The following is an 18327-nucleotide window of genomic DNA, read 5'->3' on the forward strand; positions in this document are numbered from 1 at the left end:
TAAGAGTTTGGTTATTTGAACGATATTTTATAAAAGATGTTGAATGTAGATATTCTAACTATTATAGTGTCTGTGGTTGTTCTTTTTTTAGCCTTGCTGACACCTTTTATAAACCCATTTTTTAGGAGAGTTAGTAATAAAAGGTTATCTAAAGACGAGAATAAAGCTAAGGGCTTAGCTTTAGAAGCTCAAGAGCTTTTACCCCCTATTTCTGTTTTACTTACCCCTACGGATAATGCAGAGGTGCTATTACGTAATCTTCCTTTGTATCTTAATCAGGATTATCCGGGCAAGTTTCAAGTTGTCGTTGTTGTGCAAGAGAAAGATAAAGAGACAGAAGATGTCTTAAAGCAGTTTGCTTGTGAAAATCTTTATATTACTTTTGTCCCTAATTCTTCACGCTATATGAGCAGGAAAAAACTTGCTATCACCTTAGGTGTTAAGGCAGCAAAGCATAACTGGATAGCTATGGTAGATGTTTCTTGTAAGCCTATGTCTGAAGAGTGGTTAAGGGAGCTTGCAGGCGGCATTACAGATGCTACAGACCTTGTGGTGGGCAATACTGAGTATGAAGAAAGTACAGCCGACTTTTTACGTTTTGAACGGCTTTATACAGCCCAATATCTCCAACGTGAATATGCTTTTTCTACACCTTATCGCTGTGAAGATAGTGCTTTGTTGTTTAAGAAAGATATGTTTTTGAGGAATGAAGGCTTTAGAGGAAACTTGAAATATCTTCGTGGAGAGTTCGATTTTCTGGTTAATAAATTTGCTATAAAAGGCAACCTTTCTTTTGTAAACAGTGAGGAAGGCACCTTAACAGAGCCTACACCAACAGAGAAGAGCTATCGTGATAAGCACCTTTTCTATATAGAAGATAGAAAGCATTTAGCAAGAAGTATAAGCCATAGGATATGGTTTAATATAGACCAATGGGCATTATACCTTAATTATATAGCTATTATAGCTGCTGGAATATTAGGTTGGCTTACAAACAGTAAGATAATCTTAGGAGCTGTTTTCTTATCACTTCTTATAACAATTATCTTGCGCTGTGTGATATTTAATAAAAGAAGTAAGTCGTTAGGGGTAATAATACCTGTGTGGAAGGTTATTCCTTATGAAATAATAATGGTATGGCACAAGCTAAAAGTTATCATTATGTATCGCCGTGCTAATAAATATGATTTCATCTCACATAAGCTATGATGAAAGTTTTACATTACGTTGAGAATATGAAACAGTTAGACCTTAGGTCGGACTGTATAAAAACATTGATAGAAGGTGAGAAGGAATATGTCGATATAGCTCTGGCAAAGGATTATACAGAGTTTGTAAAAATATTAGCAGAGCTAAGCCCTGACATTGTTCATATACATTCTTGTTGGGATAAAACCACCTGTCGTTGTGCTAAAATAGCGTCAAAGAAAAATATCCCTATTGCCTTATCTTCTTATTGGAGCCTAAACTCTTTTGAAAGAAAGAAAGAGCAGCCAAAAGCAAAACTGTTAAAATCGTATTTATATCTTGTTCCTTTAATAAAGAAGATAGATACTTTTGTTATTGATGATGAGCAGGAAAAGGAAGCTATTATAAGAAAAGGTTGGAGCAAGAGGATAGGGGTCATTAAGTCGAGCATACTAAATAGCGATATAAAAGCAGAGGAGACGGCAGAAGCGACTATTGTTTTTTATAAGAAAATAATCGACTCTGTATACCAGTTTGCAATGTCAGAGCAGGAAAAGGACGCCGTAAAAAGCTTATTGACAGCAGGATTATATAAAGAGCATTATAACAACCCGTTACCCGTTAATCAAACTCTTAATTTGCGAAGTCTTAATAACGAGCAGTGGAAACGTATTTTTCTTTATGCAGACGATGAGGGCGTTAGAGATATTATAGACTATAGCATACAACGTTTGCAAATAGCTGCCCCTGTTATAGATACGCAAAGCATAACAAGGTTTCCACTGTTAAAGCCAAAAAGCACACTAACCATAGAAGAATATAGAGGCAAACATAGTAAGAAGTTATATAAAAAGCTCTTTAAAGAAGAAGACTTATCTTGTGATACTATGTTAAAAGACATTGTTATAGCTTGTTATTATATGAAGCTGCTTTATAAGAAAAAGACTATGAGCTTAAAGCATTTGTGCGACTTACATATCCTTTTAAAATATAACGATTATGATGAGGACCGCTTAAAAGAACTACTTAAAAAAGCACATCTGTATAAGTTTACGTGCTGCATGATTAAAGTTTTACAGCAGTTTACCCAGCTTGAAGAAGGATTTATGCCTTTACCTACACTCGATAATAGGACAACAAGGCAGATAGATAAAATATTTAATAAGCGAAAATAAATATAATTATATAATAACGATTATTATGACAAATAAATTATACGATTTACAAAAAGATGAGAAGTATTTGCAACTTCTCTCTCAAACCTTTCCTACTATTGCCGATGCTGCAACAGAGATAATCAATTTAGAGGCTATTATGAATTTGCCTAAGGGTACCGAACATTTCCTTGCAGATATTCATGGCGAATATGAGGCTTTTCAGCATGTATTGAAAAACGCCTCTGGTAATGTTAAAAGAAAGGTAAATGAGCTTTTTGGAGATACTTTGCGCACATCTGAGAAGAAAGATTTGTGTACGCTTATCTATTACCCAGAGCAGAAATTAGAGCTTGTTAAAAAAGAGGAAAAGGATATTAACGACTGGTATCACATTACTATATACCGCTTAGTGGAAGTTTGTCGTGATGTATCAAGTAAGTATACAAGGTCTAAAGTGCGTAAAACACTGCCCATAGATTTTGCTTACATCATACAGGAACTGCTTCATGAAAACTCCGATGATAAGGATAAGACCGATTATATCAGTGCCATTATCTCTACTATTATTACTACGGGGCGTGCTGACGATTTCATTACTGCCATCTGTAAGGTTATACAGCGTTTAGTAATAGACCAGCTACATATATTGGGAGATGTTTACGACCGTGGACCAGGGGCACATATTGTAATGGATACATTAAAGAATTATCATAACTGGGACATTACATGGGGTAATCACGATGTCTTATGGATGGGGGCAGCAGCAGGTAACGCTGCCTGTATATGTAATGTAATACGTATAGCTCTGCGCTATGCTAACATGAGCACCATAGAAGATGGGTATGGCATTAACTTAATACATTTAGCTACCTTCGCTATGGACACATATAGCGACGACCCTTGTAAGGAATTTTATCCGAAAATCCTTGTAGAGGATAAGATAGATGAGCGTAATAAAACGTTGTTGGCACAAATGCATAAGGCTATTAGTATATTGCAATTTAAGATAGAATCGCAGCTCTTTGAGCGTTACCCCTTATGGAAAATGCAAGATAGAGAACTTTTAAAGCATATAGATTATAAAAAAGGCACTATCACCATAGAGGGGCATGTATATGATATGCGCTCATGCCACTTCCCTACTATAGACCCTAAAAAACCGAATGCGTTAACCTCAGAGGAACAAGCTCTTATAGATAAGTTGCAGCAGTCTTTTACAACGAGTGAGAGATTGCAAGAACATATACGCCAGCTGTTATTACATGGGCGTATGTATCGCATTATTAACAACAACCTTCTCTATCATGCTTCTATACCACTGACAAAAGAAGGAGAGCTTAAAGAGGTAGAGATCTATCCCGGACTAAAAGCTAAAGGCAGAGAGCTTCTTCATCATATAGGGGTTATAGTGCGTCGCGCTTTTCAGAAAGGGACAGAAAACGATGAAGGTATAGACCCACAATATGCTATCGACTTTTTTCTGTACCTATGGTGTGGAGCCGATAGCCCGCTTTTCGATAAGGCAAAGATGGCTACCTTTGAGCGTTATTTTATAGAAGATAAGGCCACGCATAAAGAGCCTAAAGGAGCTTATTTCACAATGCGCGATAAAGAGGAAATAGCCGATATGATCTTAGACGAATTTGATGTGCCTAAGCCAAACAGACATATTATAAACGGTCATGTGCCTGTGCATGTAGCAAAAGGCGAAAATCCTATTAAGGCAGGAGGAAAGCTCATGGTTATAGACGGAGGATTGTCTGAGGCTTATCATAAGGAAACGGGCATTGCAGGATATACCCTTGTGTTCCATTCGAGGGGGTTTCAGTTAGTGCAGCACGAGCCTTTTACCTCGGCAGAAGATGCTATTAAGCGAGGTACCGACATTGTGAGTACCACACAGATAGTGGAAATGAATCAGCGGCGTATCCGTGTAGCTGATACCGATAAGGGAGCAGAACTTCGTATGCAGATAAACGCCTTAAAAGAGCTATTGTACGCTTATCGTACAGGCTTCATTGCAGAGAAAGAACGTAGAAATCCGCCTAAGAAATATTAGCCACTTTCTGCTTGAGGATATATATGTTCTTATATAAGAAGATTTGCTTTTACGAAGATAAAAAATATATAAAAAAGTTTTATATAAGAAAAAATATATATCTTTGCAGCAGAGAATAGGAATTATATATTTATAAAATTACAAGAAAAAGATTATTATGAAAAAAAGATTATTTTTATTTTTTGCTATGAGCTTATTATGCTATACAGGGTTAAAGGCTCAAGGCGAGGATTTTAAACGTGGCGTTTTTGATAGAGTAGGAGTGCAGGTAAGTGCAGGTACAGAGGGTATAGGCTTTTCTGTAGCAAGTAATTATAAGAGCGTCTTAGAGCTTAGTCTTGGAGTAAACATAATACCGGGTATAAAAATAAGTAATAATTTTGATGTTGATAATACTGTTTCAGTAAATGATAAGAAATATACCTTTAGCAAAGGGGTAGAGGGAAAGATAGATTTTAAGCGTACTACCTTCGATCTTAAAGCCAATTATTATCCTTTTGGTGGAAATAGCTTGTTTTTTGTTGCAGCAGGTTTCTCTTTTGGTGGTGCTACTATAGCAGAGTTCACCGGGCATAGCGACGAGGTGAAAGAGCAAATAGCAAGCCACCCAGAGTTAGAAGGCAAGGTAGGTATAGAGCTTGGGAAAAACAAGATAAGTATTGATAATAATGGCGATGTTAAAGGCGAATTGCGTGTAAATAGCTTCCGTCCTTATTTAGGTTTAGGTTTTGGGCGTGCCATTCCAAAGCACAGAGTAGGTGTTCGCTTTGAATTAGGCTGCCAGTTTATGGGCAAGCTAAAGGTTTACCAGAACGGCTCTGAGCTTAATATTGACGATTTGTCAAAAGATACTAAGGAGGTATCTAATATAGTAGATAAGTTAAAGTTTTATCCAGTTTTAAAGTTGGGCGTAACTACTCGCATTCTTTAAGCGTGATGGTTTGAATAGCCTTATAACTATTTGCTATACAAAGAGTTATAAAAGGTCATCTTTTGGTGAGTAAAACATCATCTTTTCCTTGTGAAAAGGTGATGTTTTTTATAGCAAAAGTTGATGTTTAGTAATAGTAAAGATTATCAAGGGGTTTTTTATAGTTTTTTCTTAGTGTTTTAATTCTGCCGTGAGGTATATGAAACTTTCATTTTGCACACATTTAAGCAAAGCGTGCAAGTATTTGTGTAAATTGTATAATTAAAAAATATATTACATAAATAAGTTTACTTTTAGTCCTAAAAGGTTGCTTACTATAGGTATTTTGTTTAACTTTGTCTTAAACTATTTAAAAGGTATTAAAACGCGATTTTTTTATGAAAAATTTGGATTGGTCTGGTTTGTCATTTGGTTATGTTCCAACAGACTATAATGTCCGCTGCTATTATCGCAATGGCAAGTGGGGCGAAATAGAAATAAGTTCAGATGAATATTTAAAGCTTCATATGGCAGCAACGTGCTTGCATTATGGGCAAGAGGCTTTTGAGGGTTTGAAGGCTTATCGTTGTCCTGACGGTAAAGTGCGTCTGTTTCGTGCAGAAGAGAATGCCGCTCGTTTGCAGCAAACGTGTAGAGGTATTGTTATGCCAGAGGTTCCTACAGATCTTTTTATAGAGATGGCAGAGAAGGTCGTTAGGCTTAATCAAGCATATATCCCGCCATACGAGAGTGGTGCATCGCTTTATCTTCGTCCTTTGCTCATAGGTACAAGTGCTAATGTAGGTGTCAAGCCTTCAAAGGAGTATTTGTTTCTTATTTTTGCAACCCCAGTGGGTCCTTATTTTAAGGGAGGCTTTGTGTCTAATCCGTATGTTATAGAGCGTAGGTTCGACCGTGCAGCTCCTCTCGGCACAGGTAAATATAAGGTGGGTGGTAACTATGCCGCTTCGCTTAAAGCAAATAAGCTGGCTCACGAGAAGGGTTATGTTTCTGAGTTTTATTTAGATTCTAAGGAGAAGAAATATGTCGATGAGTGTGGTGCAGCTAATTTTTTTGGTATTAAGAATAATACTTACGTTACACCAAAGTCGAGCTCTATCCTTCCATCTATTACTAATAAGAGCTTGATGCAGATAGCAGAAGATCTTGGTATGAAGGTGGAGTGTCGTCCTATCTTGGAAGAGGAGCTCGATACTTTCGAAGAGGCAGGAGCTTGTGGAACGGCTGCAGTCATCTCGCCTATATCCCATTTAGACGATATAGAAACGGGTAAGGTGTATAGCTATGGTGATAAGCCGGGAGCTTGGTCTACAAAGCTATACGAGACTCTTCGTGGCATACAGTATGGCACTGTAGCCGATAAGCATGGCTGGACAAGGGTAGTTATAGATTAATGAGTTTTTACTCTTAGTAAGGGATAAATGTCTTATATGGTGATATAAATATAATAATATCTTTAGCAAGATGTTATTATCTGTATTTATTTAAAATTGTATAACCATTGAAAACAAATAAGGAAATAACCCCTTGGTCGTGGGTATCATCTTTATATTTTGCAGAGGGCTTGCCTTATGCTGCTGTTACTCTCGTTTCGTTAGTATTTTATCAGCAGATGGGTCTGAGCGATGCGGAAACTACTTTTTATACATCTTGGTTTTATCTTCCTTGGGTAGTAAAACCTTTATGGAGTCCTTTTTTAGATCTTATTAAGACTAAGCGTTGGTGGGTACTTGCCATGCAGATGTTGTTAGGAGCAGCATTTGCAGGCGTTGCCTTTACCATAAACACTTCTTATTGGTTACAGGGTACGATATGTTTCTTTTGGCTTCTAACCTTTACCAGTGCTACACACGATGTGGGTGCTGATGGCTTTTATATGCTTGGGCTTACAGAGCAGCAGCAGGCTTATTTTGTAGGTATTCGTTCTACCTTTTACCGCATTTCCCTCATCATAGGCAAAGGGGGCTTAGTGGCATTGGCTGGCTTCTTGCAAGCATATATGAAGGTACAGCTCTCGTGGTCGTTAGTGTTTTATGGTTTGGCAGGTCTTTTTATAGGGCTTAGTGTTTACCATAAGTTAGTATTGCCTAATGTAGAGAGAAAGGCAGAGCATAAGAGCTTGTCAGTATCTTACTTGTTTAGCGAGTTTGTGTCCACTTTTGTTAGCTTTTTCAAGAAGAAGCAAATATTAATGGCAATAGCTTTTATGCTACTTTTTCGCCTTCCAGAGGCATTACTTAACCCTATAGGACCATTGTTTTTGCGCGCAGATATATCTAAAGGTGGCTTGGCTTTGTCTTTAGAATCCTTTGGATTGGTAAATGGTATAGTGGGTGTGGTTGGCTTGTTGGGCGGTGGCATCTTAGGAGGTTTGGCAGCAAGCAGAGATGGTCTTCGTAAGTGGTTATGGCCTATGACACTTGCTATCACCTTACCTAATATGGCTTACGTTTATCTGGGCTTTGCTATGCCTAAGAGTATTTTTCTTATCTCGCTTGCAGTGTTTATAGAAAATGCGGGTTATGGCTTTGGTTTTAGTGCTTATATGCTCTTTATGTTATATTTTAGCCAGGGTGAGCATAAGACGAGCCATTATGCTCTTTGTACGGGTTTTATGGCGTTGTCTATGATGCTTCCAGGTCTTTTTGCAGGTGCTTTAGCAGAGGCTTTAGGGTATAAGGTCTTTTTTGTATTGGTAATGGTGTCGTGTCTGTTTCCTTTCTTAATAGCAAAGAAGGTAAAAATAGAATAATATCTTAGTATTCTGCTTTTTTTTATATGAAAAAATGCTTGTTTCCTCATGTGAATTATTAACTTTGCATATTAAATCCATAAAAGAATTTATATAATGTCTGGAACAAAGGAGATTAAAACCGCTTTAGTTTCGGTTTATCACAAAGATGGCCTTGAAGATGTGCTTGCTAAGTTGAACGAAAAAGGTGTTAAGTTTCTTAGTACAGGAGGCACTCATTCTTTCATAGAAGGGTTAGGCTATAAGTGTCAGAAGGTGGAGGAGGTAACCTCTTATCCTTCTATCTTAGGAGGTAGGGTGAAAACTCTTCACCCACGTATTTTTGGAGGTATATTGGCTCGTCGTGAAAATGAGAGCGACCTTGCCCAAATGAAGGAGTATGAAATACCTGCTATCGACTTGGTGATAGTAGATCTTTACCCTTTTGAGCAAACGGTGTTAAGTGGTGCTTCTGAGCAAGATATTATCGAGAAGATAGATATTGGCGGTATTTCTTTAATCCGTGCAGGTGCTAAGAATTTTAAAGATGTTGTGATAGTGCCCAGTAAGGCAGAATATCCGGTATTGTTGCAGATACTTAACACAAAGGGCGCGCAGACCGATTTAGACGATCGTAAGACCTTTGCCGAGCGTGCTTTTGCCGTTAGTAGCAGTTATGACACAGCCATTCATGAATGGTTTGCGAAATAAGAAAAAACGATATTAATATAAAAATAAAATAAAAAAATTAATGGGATTGTTTTCATTTATCCAAGAAATAGCGATGGATCTTGGAACAGCAAATACCATCATTATTAGTGATGATAAAATAGTTGTTGATGAGCCATCTGTAGTAGCTCTTGATCGTCGCACTGATAAGATGATAGCAGTGGGTGGCGATGCTAAGATGATGTATGAAAAGGAGCATCCGAACATTCGTACCATTCGTCCGCTTCGTGATGGTGTTATAGCCGATTTTTCTGCTTGCGAGAAGATGATACGTGGGCTTATAAAGATGGTGCATAGTGGTAACCGTTTCTTTTCGCCATCATTGCGTATGGTTATAGGTGTACCTTCAGGCTCTACTGAGGTGGAGCTTCGTGCCGTTCGCGATTCTGCCGAGCGTGCCGATGGGCGTGATGTTTATCTGATTTTTGAGCCTATGGCAGCCGCTTTAGGTATGGGTCTTGATGTAGAGGCTCCAGAGGGTAACATGATAGTAGATATTGGCGGTGGTAGTACCGAGATAGCTGTTATTTCTTTAGGTGGTATAGTTTGTAACAATTCTATCCGTGTGGCAGGCGATGAGCTGACAGCAGACATTCAGGAGTATATGAGCAGGCAGCATAATGTAAAGGTTTCTGAGCGTATGGCAGAGCGTATAAAGCTGCATGTAGGCTCTGCTTTGACCGATCTTGGCGAAGAGGCTCCTGAGGATTATGTTGTTCATGGTCCTAATCGTATTACTGCCTTGCCTATGGAGGTACCTGTATGTTATCAGGAGATAGCTCATTGCTTAGATAAGACGGTAGCAAAGATAGAGAACGCCGTGCTTTCTGCTTTAGAAAGTACTCCCCCAGAGCTTTATGCCGACATAGTAAAGAACGGCATTTATTTAAGTGGTGGTGGTGCTTTATTGCGTGGCATTGATAGTCGTCTTACAGAGAAGATAAATATTCCTTTCCATATAGCTGAAGATCCTTTACACAGTGTGGCAAAGGGAGCAGGTATAGCATTAAAGAATGTAGATCGTTTCTCATTTCTTATGAGATAAGCTATTGTAGCATAGATGCACAACCTCATAGAGTTTCTTGCTAAGTATAGGCATTGGTTTTTGTTTGTAGTGTTAGAGGTGTTTAGCCTAATACTACTGTTTCGTTTTAACGATTATCAGGGCAGTGTATGGTTTACTACGGCAAATTATATTAGCGGAACAGTGTATGACGTAAGCTCAAAGATAAGCTCTTTCTTTACATTAACAAAGGTAAACGAAGGTCTTACGCGTCGTAACCTCTTGCTTGAGCAGGAGAATAAGGAATTGTATGCTAAGCTATACGATAAAACAAAAGATACTGCCTATCTTAAACGTGGGCAGTATCGGTTTCTTACAAAGTATAAGATGATACTTGCTAAGGTAGTAGACAATTCTCTTACCAAGACCGACAATTTCATTACTATCAACAAAGGTACTTCAGATGGTGTACACAAAGATATGGGTGTGGCTTGTGGTAATGGTGTGGTAGGTGTTGTATATCTTGCAGGAAGCCATTATTCGGTATTGATACCAGTGCTAAACTCAAAGTCGAATATAAGTTGTTCCATTCAGGGTCGTAATTACTTTGGCTATCTACATTGGCGAGGTGGTGCGAGCGATATAGCTTATCTTGACGATGTGCCACGCCATGCTAAGTTTAATCTTGGCGACAGAGTGGTTACAAGTGGTTATTCTTCTATCTTCCCTGCTGGCATTTTGGTAGGTAAGATAAAGCATGTATACAATTCAGAAGATGGCTTATCTTATAGGTTAGCTATAAAGCTATCTACCGACTTTGGTAACCTGCGTGATGTCTGTGTGCTTGATGATGCTTCTATAAAAGAGAGGTTAGAGGTGATGCAGGCTGCTATAGACTCTATAAAGCCTCTCGAAAGACAAGGTACTACACAAAAGACAAACTAAGGATAATGGATGTAGAGTTTTTTAAAAAGTTAGGTTGGTTTGTTTTACTAATCCTTTTACAGGTGTTTGTGCTTAATCACGTTCACCTCTTTGGTATAGCTACACCATTATTATACGTTTACTTTATAATACAGTTTCGTCGTAATTATCCTCGTTGGGGCATGATGTTATGGTCGTTTTTCATGGGGTTGTTTATAGATGTTTTTTCTAATACTCCGGGTATATCTTCCTTTTCGCTTACCTTGATGAGTGCCATTCAGCCTTTTGTCTTGATGCCTTTTCTTCCTCGTGAAAGCTCTGAAGCGTTGCTACCCGGCATGGATACGTTAGGACTGGGCAACTATGCTTTGTTTGCTTTCTTTATGAGTCTTGTTTATAACGTAGTATTCTTCTCGCTTGATATGTTTTCTTTCTTTAATTTTTTGGCGTGGGGAGCATATATATTAAGTAGCACGCTGCTTACTACGGTGTTAATTCTTGTAATAGAGAATGTAAGAAGGCAGTAGATGAAAAATTATGATTTTGAAAAGCGCAGATTAGTATTAAGCGCGGTAGCTATAGGTGTTGTGGTAGCTTTCATAATGCGCCTTTTTACTCTTCAGATAGCCAGTGATGACTATAGGAAGAGTGCCGACTCTAATGCTTTTCTAAAAAAGATAGAATATCCCTCACGAGGCATTATAACAGACCGTAATGGTAAGCTGCTCGTTTATAATCAGCCTGCTTACGATGTTATGGTGGTAATGAACGAAGAGAAGGGACATATAGACACTCTCGACTTTTGTAAATCGCTTAATATCACAAAGGATTTTTTCATTCAGCGTATGAAAGATATTAAGGATCGCAGCAAAAATCCGGGCTATTCACGCTTTACTCAACAGCTTTTTATGGGTCAATTAAAAGATAAAGAGTTTAGTGCTTTTCAAGAGCGTTTATATCGTTTCCCTGGTTTTTATGTCCAGAAGCGTAGTGTGCGTGAGTATCAACAGCCTATAGGAGCACATGTGCTGGGCGATGTGGCAGAGGTAAGTCAGGCGGATATAGAGAAAGATAGTTATTATCAGCCTGGCGATTATATAGGAAAGATGGGTGTAGAGCGTGAATATGAAAAAGATTTGCGTGGTCAGAAGGGTGTGCAGATATTATTGCGCGATGCCCACGGCCAGATACAAGGTCGTTATCAGAATGGCAAATTCGATCAAAAGCCTAAGCCCGGTAGAGATATACAGTTGGGTTTAGATGCTTCTCTTCAGCAGCTTGGAGAACGTTTGATGGAAGGCAAGTTAGGAGCTATTGTAGCTATAGAGCCTAAGACGGGACAGGTGCTTGCTATGGTGTCATCGCCAACCTTTGATCCGCGTCAGATGATAGGAAAGATGCGTGGTAAAACACAGCATGAGCTAATGCTTGACCCTGCAAAGCCTTTGCTCAATCGTGCCATTATGGGGCAGTATCCTCCGGGGTCTACTTTTAAGACAGGGCAAGCAGTAACCTTTTATACCGAAGGTATCATTTCCGATTCTACACGTTATGCGTGCCATCATGGCTTTTATTTTAAGGGTCTTCATCTTGGCTGTCATGCTCATGCCTCACCTTTATCTTTAGTACCAGCAATAGGAACATCATGTAATGCTTATTTTTGTTGGGGCTTATATCACATGCTCTCTAACCGTAGGCGATATAAAAGTCTTGACGAGGCTATGACGGTATGGCGAAACTATATGGTGTCAATGGGCTTTGGGTATAAGCTGGGAATAGATTTACCGGGCGAAAAGCGTGGAATGATACCAAATGCACAGTTTTACGACCATGCTTTAGGCAGGTGGAACCCCTTATCGGTAATATCAATATCTATCGGTCAGGGCGAGGTTAATCTTACCCCTCTTCAGATAGCTAACCTTGGTGCGACGATAGCTAATCGTGGTTACTTTATTACGCCGCATGTAGTTAGAAAGATACAGGGTAGGAAGATAGATAAAAAATATATTAAGCATCATCGCACAATGGGCAGTGTGAGGTCTTATGAGAGGGTAGTAGCTGGTATGGTGCGCTCGGTGTATGATGGTACTTGTGCAGGAGCCCCCCATCCGGGTTATTCCTTAGCAGGAAAAACGGGTACTGCTCAGAACCGTGGTAAGGACCATTCTGTCTTTATGGGTTTTGCTCCTGTGGAGAAACCTAAAATAGCTATTGCGGTATATGTGGAAAATGGTGGTTTTGGAGCTGTCTATGGTGTGCCTATAGGGTCATTAATGATAGAGCAATATCTTAATGGGAAACTCACTCCTGGCGATATGGCTAAGGCAGACCAGATACAAAAGAGACATATATCTTATTCCTTTAAACGACCGCTTACAAAGGCAGATTCGCTTCGTATAGACTCTATTAAGCGGGTTACACAAATAAAAGATTCTATCAGGCATATTAATGAAATGAAAATGATAGAAGAGATACAGCAGGCAAAAGCTGAAAAGGCTCGCCTTGATGCTCAGAAAAAAGAAAAGAATAAGCCACAGCTCCCTAACGATCCTATTATTCGTCCAGAGACAGATGATAATGTAGGTAGAGGGAAGAGCGAAAAAGATAATGATAACGACAAGAAGGATAAGAATCCTTCTGATGAAGAAAAATATAAAAAATAAATATATAGTGCCAAGTAATTATTCTGCCGACAAACAGCCTGGAGTACTTCGCTCCTTAGATTGGTGGACAATATGTATATATATTGCCCTCCTTATATTTGGCTGGATAAGTGTGTGTGGTGCGAGCTACACTTATGGTGATACCGAAATATTTTCGCTTTCTACGCGTTCTGGAATGCAGGTTATTTGGATAGGTACTTCCATTTGTCTTGGCTTCGTTCTTCTTATGATGAACGATCGCTTCTTTGACACCTTTGCTTATATTGTCTATGGGCTATTAGTATTATTGCTTTTTGCCACTATCTTTAATCCTCATAGCATAAAAGGCTCACGATCGTGGCTTGTATTAGGACCATTACGACTGCAGCCAGCTGAGTTTGCTAAGTTTGCTACGGCATTAGCAATAGCAAAATTTATGTCTGTCTATGGCTTTACTATGAGTAACAGGAAACATCTTATGATAGCTTGTGGACTTGTTTTCCTTCCAATGCTTTGCATCATAGGACAGCGTGAGACAGGCTCTGCCTTAGTGTATCTCTCTTTCTTTTTTATGTTTTATCGTGAAGGTATGCCCGGTGCTTTTCTCTTCACAGGTCTATCTATGATAATATATTTTGTGGTAGGTATAAAATATGAAAACGTGATGTTATGGGATATGCCTACTTCGGTTGGTAAGTTTGTAGTGTTGTTTCTTGTACAACTCTTCTCTATTTCTATGATATGGGTATATTTAGGCGATAAAAAGAAGACGAAACGTTTGTTGATATATATGTTTTCTATTACCTTAATAGCGGTGTTGTTCTCAGAGTTCGTCATACCATTCGATGTTGTTTGGGTGCAACTTATCTTTTCAGCCTTTATTATAGGATATTTTATTTATAATGGTCTTAATTCCCGTTTCCCACATTATTTTTATATATCGCTTTTTGCTATAGGGTCAATAGTGTTTTTTTATTCGGCTGATTATGTTCTTAACAATGTTATGCAGCCTCATCAGCGTGTTCGTATAAATGTGCTTTTGGGCTTAGATGAAGACTTGGCGGGGGCAGGATATAATGTGCATCAAAGTGAGATAGCTATAGGGTCAGGAGGTTTGCGAGGTAAAGGATTTCTGAATGGCACACAAACAAAGCTTAAATTTGTACCCGAACAAGATACCGACTTTATCTTTTGTACAGTAGGAGAAGAAGAAGGCTTCCTTGGTTCGGCATCTGTATTGGTATTGTTTTGCTGCCTTATATTGCGTATAATGCATGTTGCGGAGCGGCAAACATTTAAGTTTGGGCGTATTTATGGATATTGTGTGGCAGGAATATTCTTTTTTCACCTATTTATAAATGTAGGAATGGTACTCGGACTAACTCCCGTCATAGGCATTCCTCTGCCTTTCTTTAGCTATGGCGGGTCTTCGTTATGGGGTTTTACCATACTTTTATTTATATTTTTACGTATAGATGCAGGGCGAAACCTTATAAGACAATAGCACATATAAAGCGCAGGAACTTTTATAGATATATAACCTTATACGCCTTATCTACATGAGCTTAGTTAATATGTTTTAGTGGTATATAAGTCATAGTTTTTAGTATATTCTAAAAACAGTGTTAATAACATAGTAAAGGCAGACTTTATGAAAGCACGCAAAGGCGTAGCTAAGAGAAAGTCTGCCTAATATCTAAAAGGGGAAAAGATATTTTTCAGTAGAAATAAATATTATTCCCCGTTTGAAAAAATATTACTCTATATTATAATGTCATTATATAAGCGTGGGTACTATGAACTTTACTAAAAAGTATCCACCTACCAATAACCAGCAGTAAAGGATAGCTGCTAAAAGGAAAGGCTTAAATCCTGCTTTTTTAAATTTGTCAATACTTGTCTCGGCACCAAGAGCCGTCATTGCCATAGTAAGAAGGAAGACATCAATGGTCTGTATAAATTCTACTAAGCCTTTGGGTAATAAGTTAAGACTATTAAAGCAGATTACTAATAAAAACAATATTGCAAACCAAGGAATGTTTACCTTACCTTTACCACCTTCACTGTTTGTTTTATTTGTTCTTGCTGCCATCCAGCTTAATACAAGCACTACAGGAACAAGCATCATAACACGGATCATCTTTACTATGATAGCACTACTTGCTACATCTGCACCCATGGCATTACCAGCACCTACCACATGAGCTACTTCGTGTACCGTGCTACCTGTAAAGATACCCATTTCGCCAGCAGGCAGATTACATATTCCAGCACGATAAAGGATAGGATATAAAAACATAGATAGCGTACCGAAGATAACTACGGTTGCCACAGCTACTGCTGTCTTGTAAGGCTTTGTGCGTATAGCCGACTCAGCTCCTAACACTGCTGCTGCTCCACAGATACCAGAGCCTACAGAGGTGAGAAGAGCAATGTCCTTATCCATTTTCAGCAATTTACCTATAAACATACCACCACAAATGGTTACTACTACTATAATGGCATCTATTATTATGGCAGGTAACCCTACTGCAGTGATGTCCTGAAAGGTAAGCTTAAAGCCATATAGTATAATGCCAAAACGAAGTATGCGTTTAGAGGTGAATACTATACCAGGTATCCATGTAGAAGGTAAGTTACAATGTAAGGTGTTAGCATAGATCATACCAAGGATAATACCTATGATCATAGGTGAGAAGGATATAGCCTTAGCCCAGCTCATATCGCCAAAATAAAATGATGCACAAGCAAAGAGTGCCATAAATAGTACACCTTGAAGCATGCTGCTCCGTTCTTTTGATAATCTTTTCATTTTCTTCTTTTATACATTAACTGCACTATCAAAGCGGATTAAATCTCTATCTATGAGAGGCAGCATAAATTAAAATTTGTCGCCTGCAAAGGTACTAAGATAAAGTATAAACAACGAATACCATATTGCTAAACTTAGGTGGAAAAGATGGAGAAAAGCCTATTTAGAAAATGGAAATGTTTTAACATATCATATTAACATGAATATTATGTGTAGCGGTTTTATATGTATATAATATGTGTTACTGTGGTATGTTTTTAAGCTAAATAGCATTTTAAGGGCTTATTTATACAAAAAAAAACGATACTTATTGTTTTAATAAGCATCGCCTTAACTTGTATTCATTCGCCAAAGAGGTGAATGTGCTATTGGAAATAAATATCAATAGGGAGGATTGTTAGTCGAGATTAATCTTTCTCGAAACAATTAAAATTTCAGCAACTGTTGCTGCAACAATGGTAAAAATACCAAAAATAGTCATCATAATTTTCCTTTCTTCTTTTGTGTAAGATCCCTTTGATCTTACGGGTTATTAATTACTCGATAATATTACATGTACAAAGATACGAAAAAAAAGCCCTAATATCTCTTGTTTATAGTAAGTAAAAGAAGATAAAGATGGCTTTGTTGATACATATCAATGATATTGCCGTAAGTCAAGAAAACAGTGTGCAGCTATAATATTATGGAGCAAACTTTGAGTTATAATATCCTTTAAGTGTAACTTTGCAGCATTTCCGAAAGGAAACAGTTTTGTAATGAAAGCAAAGCTATGTTTTTAAGTTTAATAATAAAGACAATAGAAATGAGTAAGTTGATTTCAGCAAACAAGGAAAGTGAAAGTAATGTTAGTGCTCGTATAGAGATGATGAGGCAGGCTCGCCGTGAGATGATAGATAAAAAGCGGCAAAGCAAGTTAATAACAGCATATTGATTTAATTATAGAAGGATTATCTCAAAGGATATTATTCCTTGTGATGATCCCTCTTTTTTTTATTTTGTTTTTATATAGCTCCTATATTAGATAGTAGGGTATAGGTGCTTTCTTCTTTAATTTTTGTTATTTCTTATTTCTTTTCTTTTGCCTTTTTGGCATATTCAAATAAGGATTGTGGCAGATGACAATATCCATTAGGGTTTTTCAAAAGATAGTCCTGATGATATTCTTCAGCTTTGTAGAAGTTTTTTAAAGGTAATCGTTCTACGGCAAGAGGCTTACCAATGGCTTTTTCCTCAAAGCTAAAGACCTTGTCTATTATGGCTTTATCCGCATTGTCGGTATAATATACTCCTGTGCGATATTGTGTGCCATGGTCGTTTCCTTGCTTATTGATGCTTGTAGGATCTATGGCTTTAAAGAATAGTTTTATTAAAAATTCCAAACTTATTTTCTTAGGGTCGTATGTTATATGTACTGCTTCAGCATAGCCAGAGCGATCGGTACATACGTCTTCGTAAGTAGGGTTAGGAGTGTTACCATTGGCATAGCCCACTTCTGTAGCCACTACTCCGTCTATAAGTTGTAAGTAATGCTCTGTTCCCCAGAAACATCCACCTGCTACATATATTTCTTTCATAGGTTTTAATAATTTTATGTATGCACCATACCCTTCGCGTTTCATATCCTTAAGGGGTATGAAGCGAAGTGATGCACTGTTAATACAATATCTTAAGCCTCCTTTTTCCATAGGTCCATCATCGAAGACATGGCCAAGGTGAGCATTGCCAGTCCGGCTTTTTACCTCAGTTCTTGTCATTCCAAACGATTTATCGGTATTTTCTACGAGGAGTTTCTTGTCTATAGGCTTGCTAAAGGCTGGCCATCCGCAGCCTGAATCATATTTGTCTGTAGATAGAAATAAGGGTTCTCCTGTAGTAATATCGACATAGATGCCGGGTCTAAACTCTTTATCGTATTTGTTGGTAAAGGGTTTTTCGGTAGCAGCTTTCTGCGTAACAGCATACTGTTCTGCAGTAAGGCGAGCCTTGAGTTCGGCATTGGTGGCTTTTCTGAAAGTAGTCTTCTGAGGCTTAATAGTGCCAGTAGTCATAACGGTATTAATATTTTTACCTTTCTTAGTAGTGCTTTGACATGCACTTGATAAGGTGAAACTTATTAAGAAAAGTAGTAGTAAAAATTTCATAACAAAT

General features: G+C 38.1%; 15 protein-coding genes. 13 read left to right on the forward strand and 2 right to left on the reverse strand.

What is annotated here, in order from left to right; all coding sequences use genetic code 11:
• Positions 1-36 precede the first annotated feature (36 nt).
• The 12 genes from F596_RS0102740 to rodA all read left to right on the forward strand — a co-directional run bounded on the left by F596_RS0102740 (position 37) and on the right by rodA (position 14868).
• A complete protein-coding gene (locus F596_RS0102740; protein WP_019035777.1) occupies positions 37-1209 on the forward strand; it encodes a glycosyltransferase in 1173 nt (390 codons plus the stop codon).
• Entirely contained in the window at positions 1206-2363 is a 1158-nt protein-coding gene (locus F596_RS0102745; RefSeq protein WP_238292618.1) for a hypothetical protein, read from the forward strand. Before F596_RS0102740 ends, F596_RS0102745 begins: the two co-directional genes overlap by 4 nt.
• A 25-nt stretch (positions 2364-2388) precedes the next feature.
• Entirely contained in the window at positions 2389-4404 is a 2016-nt protein-coding gene (locus F596_RS0102750; protein WP_019035779.1) for a fructose-bisphosphatase class III, read from the forward strand.
• A 157-nt stretch (positions 4405-4561) separates the two neighbouring features.
• Complete coding sequence (locus F596_RS0102760; RefSeq protein WP_008446728.1) at positions 4562-5335, forward strand: hypothetical protein; 774 nt, start codon at positions 4562-4564, stop codon at positions 5333-5335.
• A gap of 377 nt (positions 5336-5712) precedes the next feature.
• A complete protein-coding gene (locus tag F596_RS0102765; protein WP_008446560.1) occupies positions 5713-6729 on the forward strand; it encodes a branched-chain amino acid aminotransferase in 1017 nt (338 codons plus the stop codon).
• Positions 6730-6836: 107 nt separating this feature from the next.
• Positions 6837-8087 (forward strand): MFS transporter, encoded by a 1251-nt coding sequence (locus F596_RS0102770; protein WP_019035780.1) that lies wholly within the window; start codon positions 6837-6839, stop codon positions 8085-8087.
• Positions 8088-8183: 96 nt separating this feature from the next.
• Positions 8184-8777: an MGS-like domain protein gene (locus F596_RS0102775; protein ID WP_008446693.1), complete on the forward strand. Its 594-nt coding sequence runs from the start codon at positions 8184-8186 to the stop codon at positions 8775-8777.
• A gap of 40 nt (positions 8778-8817) precedes the next feature.
• Positions 8818-9840 carry a rod shape-determining protein gene (locus tag F596_RS0102780; RefSeq protein WP_008446511.1) on the forward strand — a complete coding sequence of 341 codons (1023 nt, stop codon included), beginning with the start codon at positions 8818-8820 and terminating at the stop codon, positions 9838-9840.
• 15 nt (positions 9841-9855) lie between these two features.
• The gene (gene mreC / locus F596_RS0102785) at positions 9856-10743 is read left to right on the forward strand and encodes a rod shape-determining protein MreC (protein ID WP_019035782.1); all 888 of its coding nucleotides are present in this window, start codon (positions 9856-9858) and stop codon (positions 10741-10743) included.
• A 5-nt stretch (positions 10744-10748) separates the two neighbouring features.
• Complete coding sequence (mreD, locus tag F596_RS0102790) at positions 10749-11249, forward strand: rod shape-determining protein MreD (protein ID WP_019035783.1); 501 nt, start codon at positions 10749-10751, stop codon at positions 11247-11249.
• Positions 11250-13385, forward strand: a complete 2136-nt coding sequence (locus tag F596_RS0102795; protein WP_019035784.1) for a penicillin-binding transpeptidase domain-containing protein — start codon at positions 11250-11252, stop codon at positions 13383-13385.
• A gap of 7 nt (positions 13386-13392) precedes the next feature.
• Positions 13393-14868, forward strand: coding sequence for a rod shape-determining protein RodA (gene rodA, locus F596_RS0102800; RefSeq protein ID WP_024992604.1), 1476 nt, complete (start codon positions 13393-13395; stop codon positions 14866-14868).
• Positions 14869-15141: 273 nt separating this feature from the next.
• On the opposite strand, the gene F596_RS0102805 is transcribed toward rodA, so the two are convergent.
• Positions 15142-16176 carry a YeiH family protein gene (locus F596_RS0102805; RefSeq protein WP_008446432.1) on the reverse strand — a complete coding sequence of 345 codons (1035 nt, stop codon included), beginning with the start codon at positions 16174-16176 and terminating at the stop codon, positions 15142-15144.
• A gap of 805 nt (positions 16177-16981) precedes the next feature.
• Between F596_RS0102805 and F596_RS12215 the strand changes: the two genes are divergently transcribed.
• Positions 16982-17110: a hypothetical protein gene (locus tag F596_RS12215; protein WP_262498003.1), complete on the forward strand. Its 129-nt coding sequence runs from the start codon at positions 16982-16984 to the stop codon at positions 17108-17110.
• Between the two features lie 133 nt (positions 17111-17243).
• Here the strand turns inward: F596_RS12215 and F596_RS0102815 are convergent, their stop codons facing one another.
• Positions 17244-18227: a bifunctional methionine sulfoxide reductase B/A protein gene (locus F596_RS0102815; RefSeq protein ID WP_202899234.1), complete on the reverse strand. Its 984-nt coding sequence runs from the start codon at positions 18225-18227 to the stop codon at positions 17244-17246.
• Positions 18228-18327 lie beyond the last annotated feature (100 nt).

The sequence above is a fragment of the Prevotella amnii DSM 23384 = JCM 14753 genome (assembly GCF_000378745.1).
Taxonomy (GTDB): domain Bacteria; phylum Bacteroidota; class Bacteroidia; order Bacteroidales; family Bacteroidaceae; genus Prevotella; species Prevotella amnii.